The sequence below is a fragment of the Nocardioides sp. 1609 genome, assembly GCF_004522105.1.
Lineage (GTDB): Bacteria > Actinomycetota > Actinomycetes > Propionibacteriales > Nocardioidaceae > Nocardioides.
In genome coordinates, this window is record NZ_SPUJ01000003.1 from 166,807 (window position 1) to 180,609 (window position 13,803).

Here is a 13,803-nt window from a genome sequence, read left to right on the forward strand (position 1 = left end):
TTCAATGTGACGATGGTCACGGCACGCGATCACGAGATCTTCTCGTGCACCAGCGAGATGGCGGCGACCTGCGCCGTCTTCGACTGGTCCACCACGTGCCTCGGCCCGGTCGACGGGTGGAGCCAGGGCCTGCAGACGGCGACCGCGATCCTGCTGCGCAGCGGGTTCCCGATGTGCCTGTCCTGGGGCGAGGACCTGGTGCTGCTCTACAACGACGCGTTCATCCCCACCCTGGGGGCCAAGCACCCCACCGCGCTGGGTGCCGAGATCGCCGTGGTGTTCGCCGAGATCTGGGACCAGGTCGGACCCCTGCAGCGCTCGGTCCTCAGCGGCGGTGACGCCGTCTTCCACGAGCAGCTGCCCCTCGTGCTCGAGCGCGGCTCCGGCCCGGAGGAGCGGTTCTTCACCTTCTCCTACTCCCACGTGCCGGACGTCGGGCGCGGCGGCGGCCCGGGCGGCGTGCTCGCGGTGGTCTCCGACTCCACCCGTGCGGTCGTGGGGGCGCGACGCATGGGGTTGCTGCGCACGCTCGCGACCGCCACCAGCGAGGTCACCGACCGGCGCGTGGCCGCCACCACGAGCCTGTCGGTGCTCTCCGACGCCTCGTCCGAGCTCGACCACGGCGCCTGCTACCTGCCGGGCGCCGACCGACGTCTGGACCTCGCCGGTTCGTTCGGCGCCGGTCGCACCTGGCCGGAGTCGATCGACCCGGGTGCCGACGAGGCCGTCGAGCGGGTCCAGGCCAGCGGCCGGGCCCTGGTCGAGACGCTCCCGAAGACCCACGACGGTGCCCGGGTCCGCGTGTCGGTGCCCCTGCGCGTCGGGTCGCCCGACCCCGGCGTGCTGGTCCTGGCCCCGCACCCGCTGCGCCCGCTCGACGAGCGGCACCACCGCTTCCTGCGCCTGGTGGCCGACCACGTCGGCCAGGTGCTGGCCGTGGCCTCGGCGCGAGCCGACGAGCAGACCCGGCTCGCCCTGCTGGCCGCCGCCGACCGGGCCAAGTCGACGTTCCTCTCCAACATCAGCCACGAGTTCCGCACGCCGCTGACCCTGCTCCTCGGTCCGCTCGAGGAGGCGCTGGGCGACGGCCGCCCCCTGGATCCCACGGACCTCACGTCGATGCACCAGAGCGCGCAGCGGTTGCTGGGCATGGTCGACGCGCTGCTCGCGGCAGCGCAGGGCGACGCCAGCCCCCGCCCCGCCGCGCCCGAGGCCGTCGACGTGGTCGGGCTGAGCGACGGCCTCCTCCAACCGTTCCGTGACGCCGCCGACCGGGCGGGCCTCGCGCTGAGCATCCGGCTCGATCCCGCGCTCCCGATCGTCGAGCTCGACCCCGGCCTGTGGGAGACGATCGTGCTGAACCTCGTGGCGAACGCCCTCAAGTACACCATGGAGGGGCGGGTGGAGGTGGTCCTCGGCGCCCACGACGGCGCCCTGGTGCTGCAGGTGCGCGACACCGGCATCGGCATCGCCGCCGACGAGCAGGCCCGGGTCTTCGAGCGGTTCCACCGGGTCGCCGGACCGGCCGGTCGCACCATCGAGGGCGTCGGTCTCGGCCTCGCCCTGGTCACCGACGCCGTCCACGCGCACGGCGGCACGGTGAGCCTCACCTCGACCCCCGGCGAGGGCTCGACGTTCGTGGTGTCGCTCCCGCTGGTCGAGGCCGCGGCGTCGGCGACCGCCCGCGTGCGGTTCGACGCGGCGGCCGCGGCCGCGCTCGCCGGTCACGCCGTCCCCGCGGACGCCGTCCCGGCCGTCGTGGACCACGACCACCCCGGGCCGTTCGTCGTCGTCGTCGACGACAACGCCGGCATGCGGCACCACCTCGTCCGGTCACTCTCCGGACTGGGGCACGTCGTGGCCTGCGTCGACGGCGTCGAGGCGCTCGCGCTCCTGCGCCGCCGCAAGCCCGACCTGGTCGTCACCGACGTCACCATGCCCCGGCTCGACGGCATCGGCCTCCTGCGGGAGATCCGGGCCGACCCGGACCTGGCCGCCACCCCGGTCGTCCTGCTCTCGGCGCGCGCCGGCGGCGACGCGGCGACCCAGGCGCTCGACACCGGGGCCGACGACTACGTCGTCAAGCCGTTCACCCGCGACGAGCTGGTCGCGCGCTGCCGCACCACGATCGAGCTCGCCGCGCTGCGGGCCAGTCGATCGGCCGAGGCCGCCCGGGCCACCATGCTCGCCGGCATCAGCCACGACATGCAGACGCCCGTCTCCGTCGTCAGCGCATCGCTCCAGATGCTCCGGGACGCCGACCTCGACGCCGAGCAGCGCCGCGAGCTCCTGCGGCGCGCCTCCTCGCGGACCGCCCAGCTCGCGCAGCTGGTCGCCCAGTTCCTCGACTGGTCCCGCCTCTCCGCCGGGGTGGAGATCGCGCCCCGCGCGGAGCACGTCCACCTGGCCGAGCTCCTCGACGCCGTCGCCCGTGAGCACGACCGCGCCCGCCTCTCGGCGACGGCGGCGTCGTCGACCCGGGTCGTCGTGTGCGACCGGGCGCGGACCGAGCGCATCCTGCACAACCTGCTCGACAACGCCCGGGTCGCGGCGCGGGAGCGACTGCTGGTCGAGGTGGTCGAGCTCGACCGCCAGGTGGAGGTCCACGTGGTCGACGACGGACCGGGGGTCGACGACCGGGTGCGGCCGTGGCTCTTCGCCGCGTTCGGCCCGCCCGGGCGGATCACGGGCACCGGGCTCGGGCTGCACGTGTCCCGGGCCGCGGCCCGCGCGCAGGGTGGCGACCTCGTCCTGGCCGACACCGGCCCGAGCGGCAGCCGGTTCGTCCTGCGGCTCCCGAGCGCCGGTGCGTGACGTGGACGTGCTGGTGGCCGACGACGACCCGGACATCCGGTTCGTCGTCGAGATCGTCCTGAGGCGGAGGGGCTGGCGGGTGACCAGCGCCGAGAGCGGGGCGGAGGCGGTCGCCGTCCTGTCCGGCGACCAGGCGTTCGACGCGTTGGTGCTCGACCAGAACATGCCGCCGGGCTCGGGCCTCGAGGTCGTGGAGTGGCTGCGCGGGCAGGGCGACCGGACGCCCGCCGTGCTGTTCACCGGGCTCGTGTCGGTGCTCGACCTCGCCGCGGCGGAGGCCCGGGGCGTGCGCGTGCTCGACAAGGTGGCGGTCGAGCAGCTGCCCGCCCTGCTCGACGAGCTCGTCGGCCCGGACGGCCCGGGCGGTCCTCCCAGCCCCTGAGGGGTCGGACGGGCCCCGACCACTCGTCGGTGGCCGGCGCCGGGACCGGCGGCCCGCACCCGAGGTGGTCGCGCTCCGGCGACGACCCGTCACGACGGATCGATGCCGCGACCCGCCCGGGCGCAGCGCTGCGACAGGAGGTCGAACGCCGCGGCGAGCTCGGGCGGTCCGACGACCTCGACCTCGGCGTCGAACCGGCACAGCGACGCCGCCAGCGCCGTCCAGGACCAGGCACCCGCGACGAGCCGGGTGCGGTCGGGGCCGAGCGCCTCGACGACCCCGTCGCCCGCGTGCGGCCGGACGTCGGCCCACGGCAGGTCGAGGACGACCTCACCCTCGCACGGCCAGCTCCGCGATCCCTCCGAGCCGCGGAACCGGCCGGTCACGAAGGTCGCGACGTCGCCGCCGGGCAGGTCCCGCGGGGCGAACCGCGGGCCGGTCGGGACCCGGGGCGTGATCCGGTCGGCGCGGTAGGTGCGCCAGTCCTTGCGGTCGAGGTCCCAGGCGACGAGGTACCACCGTCCGCGCCAGGTGACGAGGTGGTGCGGCTCGACCCGTCGTGGCGGCCGGTCGCGGTCGAGGGCGGCGCCGTCCGCACCCGCGTAGTCGAGGCGGAGCACCTCGCGGGCGTGCACCGCTGCGCCGAGCGCGAGCAGCACGGCGCCGTCGACGTCGGAAGGCGGCCCGCCGGGTGGCTCGACCACCGTCACGGGAAGGGTGTCGAGGCGCCGTCGAAGCCGGGCGGGCAGCACCTGACGGAGCGTCGTCAGTGCTCGGAGGGCGCCGTCGGCGACCTGGGTGCCGAGCCCGGCACCGGTGGTCGCGGCGAGCTGCAGCGCGACGGCCACCGCGATCGCCTGGTCGTCGTCGAAGAGCAACGGCGGCAGGTCGGCGCCCGCGTCGAGCCGGTAGCCCCCGTCGGGGCCCTTGGTCGTCGCGATCCGGTAGCCCAGCCCACGGAGCCGGTCGACGTCGCGCCGCACCGTCCGCGTGCTGACGTCGAGGCGTCGGGCCAGCACCTCGCCCGACCAGTCCCGCCGGGTCTGGAGCAGCGACAGCAGCGCGAGGAGACGGGACGACGTCGTGGGCACGGGGACCATCCTGGTCGATGTAGCGGACACATCCTGTCCTCTACGTTCGAGAGCCTTCTCGGAGGCGGTCAACCGGACCGTCCACCACCTCACGAGGAGCACCATGACCATCCAGACCGTCACCCACGTCAACCTGCGCGGGACTGCCCGGGAGGCGCTCGAGCACTACCGCTCCGTCTTCGGCGGCGAGCTCAGCGTCTTCACCTTCCGCGACGCCGGCAGCGTGACCGACGAGGCCGAGGCCGACCAGGTCATGTGGGGCCAGGTGGTCTCCGAGGCCGGGTTCCACGTGATGGCCTTCGACGTCCCCGCGGCCAGGGCGTGGGAGCCCGGCGTCGCGCCGTACTTCGTCTCGGTGCGCGGCGACGACGCCGACGAGCTCACCGGCTACTGGGAGCGGCTGTCCGCCGACGGCACCGGCGCCACCGTCGTGGTGCCGCTGGGACCGGCGGGGTGGGCCGCGCTCTACGGCATGGTGACCGACCGCTTCGGCGTCACCTGGGTCCTCGACGTCCCGGCGCCGTACCAGGGCTGAGGGGCGACCGCGGCGTCGGCGCGAGCGAGGCCACGACCGCGGCCGCGGCGCGGCGGCCACTGACGAGGGCGCCCTGGATGGAGGCGGTGTCGCGGTGGTCGCCGCAGACGAAGCGCCCGTCGCCGAGCGCGACGGGGCGACGGGCCGAGAACGGCGAGGGCTGGGCCGGGAGGGCGCGGGCGACGTCGTGGCGGGCCACGAGCTCCCAGCCGGCGGGGTCGACGGCGAGGATCTCGGCCGCGTGCCGCCGCAGCGCGTCCTCGGAGGTGGCCCGGCCGGGGGCGAGGAGTGCCGAGGCCTGCACCAGGTGGCGACCGGACGGCGCGTAGCTGGGTGCGGCGTCCGACACGACGGCGCAGTTGACCACCGGTCCGCCGGGTTCGGTCCGGGCGTCGACGTGCAGCAGGCCGTGGGTGGGTCGTCGTTCGGGCGCCGACCACCAGGCGGTGGTCACCCCCCGCGTCCTGGGGACCTCGGTGCGGAGGAGACCGGCCGCCTCCTCGCCACCGGTGGCCACCACCACCGCCCGTGCCGTGTACGTCGTCCCGGCCGTGCGCACCCGCCGCCCGGAGACCGCCTCCGCCGCGGTGTCGAGGACGACGGGCCGCGCGAGCCGCGACGCCAGCTGGTGGGGCAGGGCGCCCATGCCCTCGCGCGGCAGTCCGGGCGTCGCCCGCACGAACATCCACAGCAGCAGCTGGGCGTAGTCGTCGGCGGTCGACCCGTCGTCCTCGAGCAGGACGCCGGCCAGGAACCGGTCGACGGCGCGACGCAGGACGCCGCTGGCGCCAGCCCGGTCGAGGGCCTCGCGCCGCGTCCGGTCCGGACGTCTCGCCAGGACCTCGGCCAGGGGACGGTGACGCCGAGGCGTGGCGAGGGGACGCGCCCAGCGGAGGATCCCGGCGACCTGGCCCGGGCGCCGGCCGCCGGCGAGGAGGGTCGACCCGAGCAGGCCGGGGGCGTGGAGGGGATGACCGAGACGCAGGTGGGCGGGCCCGTCGGCCAGGGCCACGACGCCGGCACCGAACGGCTGGAGCCCGAGGGCCGCGACGTCGACGACGCCCTCGAGCTCGGGGTAGGCCGGGTTGAGGAGCTGGAACCCGCGATCGACGAGGAAGCCGTCGACCGCCTCGGTGCGGATCCGGCCGCCGACGGCGTCGGCCGCCTCGAGGACCACCACGTCGAGCCCGGCCAGCTCCAGCTCGAGGGCACACCGCAGGCCGGCCAGGCCCGCGCCGACGACGACGACGTCCGTCTCCTGGTCCACACCGGCAGTCTGGCACCGCGCCGGGCCGCCCGTCTCACCCCGCGACGGGCGAACCGGATCGCGCCACCGAGGGGTGGGGCGTCGACCGGCCCGCCCTGGCACCGTCGTCTCGACGCCGGATGACCTCAGCCATCCCGGCGGCGACCAGGGCGAGTCTGCACGCCCGGTCACCCTCTCCGACCCTCGACACCGGCGCGACGACGCGCGGAACGGACGACTCATGACGGCGATCCTCTTCGGCTCCATCAGCACCCTGGCCGACACCTCCGAGATCCAGCGCGACGCGTTCAACCGCGCGTTCGCCGAGCACGGCATCGACTGGCAGTGGGACCGGGAGGAGTACGCCGGCCTCCTGGCCTCCAGCGGCGGCCGCGACCGGGTCGCTGCCTACGCCGAGGAGCGCGGCGAGGACGTCGACGCCGACGCGGTGCACGCCACGAAGTCCCGGATCTACCAGGAGACGCTCGCCGCAACCGAGATCGCGCCGCGCGAGGGCGTCGTCGAGACCATCCGCGCGGCGCGCGAGCAGGGGTTCCAGGTCGGCCTGGTCACCACGACGTCGGCCGACAACCTGGCCGCCCTCGGCACCGCTCTCGCCGACAGCGTGGTCTTCGACGACTTCGACGTCGTCGTCGACGTCTCGAAGGTGGGCGCCCGCAAGCCGGACGCCGAGGCCTACACCTACGCGCTGCAGCAGCTCGGCGCGGACGCCGCCGACGCCGTCGCGATCGAGGACAACCTCGGTGGGGTCGCGTCGGCCCGGTCGGCGGGCGTGGCGGTCGTCGCGTTCCCGAACGGCAACACCGTCACCCACGACTTCGGGTCCACCCGCCGGGTGGAGGCCCTCGACCTCGCGGACCTCCGCTCGTGAGCGCCGCGCCGACGGCCCGGCTGACCGCGACCGGGACGACGTTCCGGGTCGAGGCCTACGAGAAGATCGACTACACCCTCGAGTACGTCGCCGGCGTGTTCGACGTCGACAACCTCGAGCTCGCGGACGCCTTCCGCGAGCAGGGGCGCTGTCTCATGGTGGTCGACGAGAACGTCCTGCGGCTGCACGGCGACGCGGCCCGGGCCTACTTCGCGACCCACGGCATCGACCTCGCCGTCGTCCCGGTGCGGATCGCCGAGACCGCGAAGTCGCTGCGCACGCTGGAGGGCATCGTCGACGCGTTCGCCGACTTCGGGCTCAACCGCAAGGAGCGGGTCCTCGTCGTCGGCGGCGGCCTGACCACCGACGTCGCCGGGTTCGCCTGCGCGGCGTACAAGCGGAGCACCGACTACGTGCGGATCCCGACGACCCTCATCGGGCTGATCGACGCCAGCGTGTCGATCAAGGTCGGCGCCAACCACGGGAAGCACAAGAACCGGCTCGGCGCCTACCACGCCTCGAAGCAGGTGTTCCTGGACTTCTCGATGCTCCGCACCCTGCCTCTGGACCAGGTGCGCAACGGGATCGCGGAGATCATCAAGATCGCCGTGGTGTCGAACCTCGGGATCTTCGAGGCCCTGGAGAAGTACGCCGACGACCTGCTCCACACGGCGTTCGGCCACGCCGAGGGGGCCGAGCACCTGCGCGAGGTCGCCGACCGCATCACCTACGACGCGATCCACACGATGCTCGAGCTCGAGGTGCCCAACCTGCACGAGCTCGACCTCGACCGGGTCATCGCCTACGGCCACACGTGGAGCCCGACGCTCGAGCTCACGCCCGACCCGCCGCTGTTCCACGGCCACGCGATCAGCGTCGACATGGCCTTCTCGGCGACGCTGTCCGAGCGGCTCGGGTTCATCAGCACCACCGAGCGCGACCGGGTGCTCGGACTCCTCAGCGCCGTGGGGCTGGCGATCGACAGCCCGCTGTTCACCCCGGACCTGCTCGAGCGCGCGACCCCGTCGATCATGCAGACGCGCGACGGCCTGCTCCGGGCGGCGGTGCCGGCACCGATCGGGACCTGCCACTTCGTCAACGACCTCACCGTCGCCGACCTGGTCAGGACGCTCGTGGCGCACAAGGAGGTCTGCGCCGCCTACCCGCGCGGCGGCGAGGGCGTGGACCAGTACACGGCGCCCGAGCAGTGACGGCGCGGCCGGCGGAGTCGGCGCGGCCGGTCACCCCGGTGGCGATCGCGGCCGACCTGGTGCGCTCCGCGGTCGCCCGGCTCGACGGCGCCGACCCCGACGTCCTGGCCGACCTGGCGCGGGCCGGCCGGCTGCTGGCCGGCCTCGACGAGTACGTCGGGCGGTGCACGACGCCGGCGTCGTCGGCGCTCGAGGCGCTGGAGGAGCGCACCCGGTCCGAACCCTGGGGGAGCGGCTTGGAGCAGGAGATGCTCTCGGGCCACGCCGAGGGGGCCTTCCTCGCGATGCTGGTGGCGATCACCGGCGCCCGGGACGTGCTCGAGATCGGGATGTTCACCGGCTACTCGGCGCTGGCCATGGCCGAGGCGATGCCGGCCGGCTCCCGCCTGGTCGCCTGCGAGGTCGACGAGCGGGCGGCGGCGATCGCGCGCGAGGCCCTCGGCGCCGCACCGGCGGGGACGCTCGTCGACGTCCGGGTCGCACCGGCGCTCGACACCCTGCGCGACCTCGGTGCGGCCGGCGACCGGTTCGACCTGGTCTTCGTCGACGCCGACAAGGCCGGGTACGCCGGCTACCTCGACGCGCTCGTCGACCTGGGGCTCCTCGCGCCGGGTGCCGTCGTCGCCGTCGACAACACCTTGATGCAGGGCGAGCCCTGGGCCTCGGCGACGCCGACGGCGAACGGCGCGGCGATCGCGGCCTTCAACGCCCGACTGGCCGCCGATCCCCGGTGGGAGCAGGTGCTCCTCCCGCTGCGCGACGGCGTGACGCTCGCCCGGAGGGCCGGGTGAACCGGCTGCGGTCGGTCGGGGCGATCGCGCTGCTGCAGGCACTGCTGCCGCTCGACCTGCTGCTGGTGGGGGCCGCCGTGCTGCGCCGCGGCCCCCGGGCCCCGCGACCGGGGCCGCCGGCGGGAGGGCGCCGCACGATCCTGGTCAGCGGCGGCAAGATGACCAAGGCGCTGGTGCTGGCGCGCCTCTTCCACGCCGCCGGGCACCGCGTCGTGCTGGTGGAGACCGCGCGCTACCGCCTGACCGGGCACCGGTTCTCGAACGCCGTCGACGCCTTCCACGTCGTGCCCGACCCGACGTCGCCGGAGTACGCCTCGGCGTTGCTGCGCGTCGTCGCGGCCGAGGACGTCGACGTGTGGGTGCCGGTCTCGAGCCCGGCGTCGAGCCTGCCGGAGGCCCGGGCCGCCGAGCTGCTCGCCGGTCGCTGCGAGGTCGTGCACCTGCCCACCGACGCGCTGCGCCGCGTCGACGACAAGCACGCCTTCGCCGAGATGGCCGAGGAGGTCGGTCTGGCCGTGCCGGCGACGCACCGGATCACCGACCCGCAGCAGGTGCTCGACTTCGACTTCGCCGCGCACCCGGGCCCCTGGGTGCTGAAGAGCATCCCCTACGACCCGGTGCGCCGCCTCGACCTCACCCCGCTGCCGCGGCCGACCCCGGCCGCGACCGCCGCGTTCGTGCGCGCCCTGCCGATCTCGCCGGACCAGCCGTGGATCCTGCAGGAGCTGCTCACCGGCACCGAGTGGTGCACGCACGGCACGGCCCGCGACGGTCGGCTGCTGGTCTGGGCGTGCTGCCGGTCCTCGGCGTGGCAGCTGACCTACGAACAGGTCGAGCACCCCGCGATCCGGGCGTGGGTCGAGCGGTTCGTCGCGGCCCACGCGCTGACCGGCCAGGTGTCCTTCGACTTCATGGAGGACGCCGACGGCTCGGTGCGCGCGATCGAGTGCAACCCGCGCACGCACTCCGCCATCACACTGCTGGCCGGGCGCCCGGAGGTCGCCGCCGCCTACCTCGACGACGACGCCGACCCGGTGCAGCCCGCTGCCGGGGCGCGGCCGACGTACTGGCTGCACCACGAGCTGTGGCAGGCCGTGCGCCACCCGTCGACGGCCCGGTCGCGGCTGCGGACCGTCCGCCGCGGCACCGACGCGGTGCTCGACGGGCACGACCCCTGGCCGTTCCTCGCGCTGCACCACCTGCACCTCCCGTCGCTGCTGCTGCAGAACCTGCGCGCGGGCCGGCCCTGGCTCAAGATCGACGTCAACATCGGCAAGCTCGTCGAGCCGGCGGGGGACTAGACGATGCGGATCCTGCACCTGACCGGCTCGGCCGTCGACGCGCTGCTCGACGACGTCTCCCGGCTCTACGCCCGCGGCTGCCTGGACGCGGTCGCCGGTGGACCCGACGAGCACGTCGTCGCCCACGTCGCCCCGGGCGGCCGGTGGCGGTTCCCGGCCGGGCTCGGCGAGGCCGACCTCGCGGCGGCGACGCCGATGCCGCTGTCCGCCGCGGTGGCGCGCCTGGACGCCCTCGACCTGGACGTCGCGCTGCCGCAGATGTTCTGCCGACCCGGGATGACGGCGTACCGGGGGCTGCTCGACCTGGTCGGGATCCCCTACGTCGGCAACCCGCCGTCGGTGATGGCGCTGGGGGCCGACAAGCCGCACGCGTCGGCGGTGGTGGCCGCCCGGGGGGTGGCCGTCCCCGACGCCCAGGTGGTCCGGCCCGGCGACCCGCTGCGGCTCGCGCTGCCAGTGGTCGTCAAGCCGGCCGACGCCGACAACTCGCTCGGTGTCGCCCTCGTCCGTGCGCCGGAGGAGTACGCCGCCGCCGTCCGGGAGGCGTGCCGGCACAGCGACCGGGCGCTGGTGGAGACCTACGTCGAGCTCGGCCGCGAGGTCCGCTGCGGCGTCGTCGACCTGGGGGCCGGCCCGGTCTGCCTCCCGCTGGAGGAGTACGCCGTCGACACCGCCACCAAGCCGGTGCGCGACCACGCCGACAAGCTCCGTCGCGACGAGGCCGGCGAGCTGGGCCTGGTCGCGAAGGACGCCGACCACGCCTGGGTCGTCGATCCCGCCGACCCGGTCACCGCCCCCGTGCACCAGGCGGCGCTGCTCGCCTACGAGGCGCTCGGGTGCCGCCACCACGGGTTGTTCGACTTCCGCGTCGACCCGCACGGGACGCCGTACTTCCTCGAGGCGTCGCTCTACTGCTCTTTCGCCCCGACCTCCGTGGTCGTGGTGATGGCCGAGGCGGCCGGCATCACGCTGGCCGACCTGCTCCGTTCGTCCCTGTCCCTGGCGCTCGCCGCCCCCGACCTCCCTGAGGTGATCTCGTGAAGACCGATGTCCTCGACCCCGTGGGGGTCCGCCTGACCGGCGTCCAGGTCGCCGACGACCCGACCGCCCTCGTGCCCGTGCTCCGCGGGCTGCTCGCCGAGCACGGCGTCGCGGTGCTCCCCGGCCAGGTGCTCGACGACCCGGCCTTCCTGGCGTTCCTCCGTGGCTTCGGGCCGCTGACCTTCACCGCCGGCGAGGACCCGCTCGACGGCTTCGCCGACCTCAACGTCATCAGCAACGTCGGCCGCTGGGGCACCGACACCCCGCCGAAGAGCTCCTTCCACGTCGACACCAGCTACGTCAGCACGCCCCCGGCGTACACCGCGCTGCGCGCCGTGACCGTGCCCGCCCGGGGTGGCGCCACGCAGTTCACCAACCAGTACCGGGCCGCCGAGACCCTGCCCGACGACCTGCGTCGCCGGGTGGCGGGCCGGAGCATCACCCACGTGGTCACCGGGGTGGACCCCGACGCCGCCGGCGAGACCGAGGCCGAGCACCCGATCCTGCGTCCCCACCCCGTCACCGGCCGCGAGTCGCTGTACCTGACGACGCCGGCGCGGTGCTCCTCGGTCAGCGGCCTGGTGCAGGACGAGGCCGACGCGCTGGTCACGGCGCTGTACGAGCACTCGACGCGCGCCGACAACACCTACGCCCACGCTTGGGCACCCGACGACCTGGTCATCTGGGACAACGGGTGCGTGCTGCACCGCGCCGACCACGCCGGCGTCGTGGGCGACCGGGTCATGCACCGCGGGATGGTCGCCGGCTACGGCGACGTCGAGCAGTAGGTCCCACTGGGCCCGGCCCGGCCGGGGTGGCGGACGCGGATACCTCGGGTTGGATCGATCCAGGCGTCCCCGCAGGGGTGAAAGGGCTCCGGAGGGCATGGCGGGGTCGAGGCTCCACGCCTACCGTGGGTGGCGGTCCCTGTGGACCTGAGTCCCCGTGGGGCGCCACCCGAGTCGGCCGCGCACCGTGGGGACGCTGGCAGGGCTCGAGCAGGACTGCTGGATCCATCTCGGACGGCGGGCCTGCTCGAGTCCGGCGGCCGGCGCCTCCCGGAGCGGTGGCGCCGACCGGGCGCCCCCTCCAGGACGTGTCGGGTGCGCCACAGCGGCGCCCTGATTGAGGGGTTCCGGAGCGGTCGCGTCGTCGATGACGCATCATCGTCGGGTGAGGACTTCTCGGTCGACCCGTCTCCTGTCCGCGCTGCTGTCGGTCGTGGTCGTGGTGGCGGCCCTGCTGCTGACCCCGGTCGCGCCGAGCTCGGCGGCGCCCGACACCGGTCGGGTGCGGGGCGAGATCCTGCAGGTCGGTCCCGGACCGGCGCCGAAGGTGAAGGTGCTGTGGTTCGCCTCCGACTGGACCTACCTCGGCGCCCGACGGGCCACGGGTGGGTACTCGCTGACCCTGCCGACCGGGCGCTACTTCCTCCAGTTCGTCGACCAGAAGCCGAACTACGACGTCACCAAGAACCGTCCGACCACCGTCTCGGTCACCATCAGGTCGGGCAGCACGACGGTGAAGACGGTCCGGATGCGCCGCGGCGCGGCGATCGGCGGCACCGTGCGCACCGGCGGGAAGCCCGGCAGCGGTGCCCGGATCGTGGCCGCCAACACCGACCAGCAGTCGTTCGAGGTCACCGCCGACAAGCAGGGCAGCTACGCCCTCGGCGGCCTCCCGCCGGGCAGCTACTCGGTGTTCACCTACGACCGGCGCGAGCGCTTCGTCGGTCGCAGCACCTACCTGCGCCGGGTGCGCGGCTCGGCGTTCACCAAGGTCGACATCGCCCTGAAGCGACGGGCCGGCTCGCTGCTGGTCGACCTCTACGCCGGGGACCAGCGCTACCCGGGCACCGCCTACGTCACGGCCGTCAGCCGCACCACCGGCCAGTTCTGGACGGCGAAGTCGAAGAAGGGCACGGTCACCTTCGCCGGCCTCCACCCCGGGCGCTACGAGCTGCAGGTGCCGGGCACCGGTGCGTGGCTCGGAGCGACCGTGCGACCGACCGCCACCGTCCGGAGCGGCCGGACGGCGTTCGGCTCGGCGCGGCTGACCAAGCGTGGCGCCTCGGTGACGGGCCGGGTGGTCGACGCCAACCGGCCGGGCAACCCCCTGGCCGGCGCGAGCGTCCGGCTGCTGGACGCCTCGGGCGGCGAGCTCGCGCGCACGACGTCGACGACCAGCGGCGGCTTCGTCCTGACCGGACAGCTGCTGACCCAGAGCGGGGTGAGTGTCGTCGTCGGGCCGGGCCCGTACTCGTCGTACCTCGGCACGGGCGTGAGCTACTGCAAGTACGCCTCCCGCAGGATCTCGGGGGTGGCCCTGTCCACCGGGCGGGCCACCGACGTGGGCACCCTGGGGCTGCCGCACCTGTCCGACGCCGAGCAGGACGGCGAGCAGTGCCGCACACCTGCCCCGACCCGGGTCCCGGTCAGCGCGGGCCGCTGACGCGGGTGTGAGTCGGATCATGTTGCGGCGAAAGCCGCCGCCCGGGCC

At 74.7% G+C, this 13,803-nt stretch carries 12 protein-coding genes; 10 read left to right on the forward strand and 2 right to left on the reverse strand.

Annotated elements, in window-relative coordinates:
• The first annotated feature begins 12 nt into the window (after nucleotides 1-12).
• Both E4623_RS07080 and E4623_RS07085 read left to right on the forward strand, forming a co-directional pair.
• The gene (locus E4623_RS07080; RefSeq protein ID WP_134765831.1) at nucleotides 13-2,814 is read left to right on the forward strand and encodes an ATP-binding protein; all 2,802 of its coding nucleotides are present in this window, start codon (nucleotides 13-15) and stop codon (nucleotides 2,812-2,814) included.
• Nucleotides 2,807-3,196 (forward strand): response regulator, encoded by a 390-nt coding sequence (locus E4623_RS07085; RefSeq protein ID WP_167736514.1) that lies wholly within the window; start codon nucleotides 2,807-2,809, stop codon nucleotides 3,194-3,196. The genes E4623_RS07080 and E4623_RS07085 overlap by 8 nt, the downstream gene beginning before the upstream one ends.
• An 89-nt stretch (nucleotides 3,197-3,285) precedes the next feature.
• On the opposite strand, the gene E4623_RS07090 is transcribed toward E4623_RS07085, so the two are convergent.
• Nucleotides 3,286-4,287: a WYL domain-containing protein gene (locus E4623_RS07090; RefSeq protein ID WP_134765833.1), complete on the reverse strand. Its 1,002-nt coding sequence runs from the start codon at nucleotides 4,285-4,287 to the stop codon at nucleotides 3,286-3,288.
• A 103-nt stretch (nucleotides 4,288-4,390) separates the two neighbouring features.
• Between E4623_RS07090 and E4623_RS07095 the strand changes: the two genes are divergently transcribed.
• Nucleotides 4,391-4,822: a VOC family protein gene (locus E4623_RS07095; protein ID WP_134765834.1), complete on the forward strand. Its 432-nt coding sequence runs from the start codon at nucleotides 4,391-4,393 to the stop codon at nucleotides 4,820-4,822.
• On the opposite strand, the gene E4623_RS07100 is transcribed toward E4623_RS07095, so the two are convergent.
• On the reverse strand, nucleotides 4,782-6,089 hold the full coding sequence (locus E4623_RS07100; RefSeq protein ID WP_209020560.1) for an FAD-dependent oxidoreductase: 1,308 nt from the start codon (nucleotides 6,087-6,089) through the stop codon (nucleotides 4,782-4,784). The genes E4623_RS07095 and E4623_RS07100 overlap by 41 nt on opposite strands.
• A gap of 220 nt (nucleotides 6,090-6,309) precedes the next feature.
• Here E4623_RS07100 and E4623_RS07105 point away from each other — a divergent pair, with 220 nt between their 5' ends.
• From E4623_RS07105 to E4623_RS07135, 7 genes are all read left to right on the forward strand, one after another.
• The gene (locus E4623_RS07105) at nucleotides 6,310-6,960 is read left to right on the forward strand and encodes an HAD-IA family hydrolase (RefSeq protein WP_134765836.1); all 651 of its coding nucleotides are present in this window, start codon (nucleotides 6,310-6,312) and stop codon (nucleotides 6,958-6,960) included.
• Nucleotides 6,957-8,171, forward strand: coding sequence for a sedoheptulose 7-phosphate cyclase (locus E4623_RS07110; protein WP_209020561.1), 1,215 nt, complete (start codon nucleotides 6,957-6,959; stop codon nucleotides 8,169-8,171). Before E4623_RS07105 ends, E4623_RS07110 begins: the two co-directional genes overlap by 4 nt.
• A complete protein-coding gene (locus E4623_RS07115) occupies nucleotides 8,168-8,962 on the forward strand; it encodes a class I SAM-dependent methyltransferase (protein WP_134765837.1) in 795 nt (264 codons plus the stop codon). The genes E4623_RS07110 and E4623_RS07115 overlap by 4 nt, the downstream gene beginning before the upstream one ends.
• A complete protein-coding gene (locus tag E4623_RS07120) occupies nucleotides 8,959-10,263 on the forward strand; it encodes an ATP-grasp enzyme (protein WP_134765838.1) in 1,305 nt (434 codons plus the stop codon). Before E4623_RS07115 ends, E4623_RS07120 begins: the two co-directional genes overlap by 4 nt.
• Nucleotides 10,264-10,266: 3 nt before the next feature.
• On the forward strand, nucleotides 10,267-11,304 hold the full coding sequence (locus E4623_RS07125; RefSeq protein ID WP_134765839.1) for a D-alanine--D-alanine ligase: 1,038 nt from the start codon (nucleotides 10,267-10,269) through the stop codon (nucleotides 11,302-11,304).
• Complete coding sequence (locus E4623_RS07130) at nucleotides 11,301-12,092, forward strand: TauD/TfdA family dioxygenase (protein ID WP_134765840.1); 792 nt, start codon at nucleotides 11,301-11,303, stop codon at nucleotides 12,090-12,092. The genes E4623_RS07125 and E4623_RS07130 overlap by 4 nt, the downstream gene beginning before the upstream one ends.
• A gap of 385 nt (nucleotides 12,093-12,477) precedes the next feature.
• Nucleotides 12,478-13,755 carry a carboxypeptidase regulatory-like domain-containing protein gene (locus E4623_RS07135; RefSeq protein WP_167736515.1) on the forward strand — a complete coding sequence of 426 codons (1,278 nt, stop codon included), beginning with the start codon at nucleotides 12,478-12,480 and terminating at the stop codon, nucleotides 13,753-13,755.
• Nucleotides 13,756-13,803 lie beyond the last annotated feature (48 nt).

Bases quoted from the DNA above. Each gene is read 5' to 3' on its own strand.
- E4623_RS07105 (WP_134765836.1), top strand. From the start codon at position 6,310: ATGACGGCGATCCTCTTCGGCTCCATCAGCACCCTGGCCGACACCTCC.
- E4623_RS07125 (WP_134765839.1), top strand. From the start codon at position 10,267: ATGCGGATCCTGCACCTGACCGGCTCGGCCGTCGACGCGCTGCTCGAC.
- E4623_RS07095 (WP_134765834.1), top strand. From the start codon at position 4,391: ATGACCATCCAGACCGTCACCCACGTCAACCTGCGCGGGACTGCCCGG.
- E4623_RS07080 (WP_134765831.1), top strand. From the start codon at position 13: ATGGTCACGGCACGCGATCACGAGATCTTCTCGTGCACCAGCGAGATG.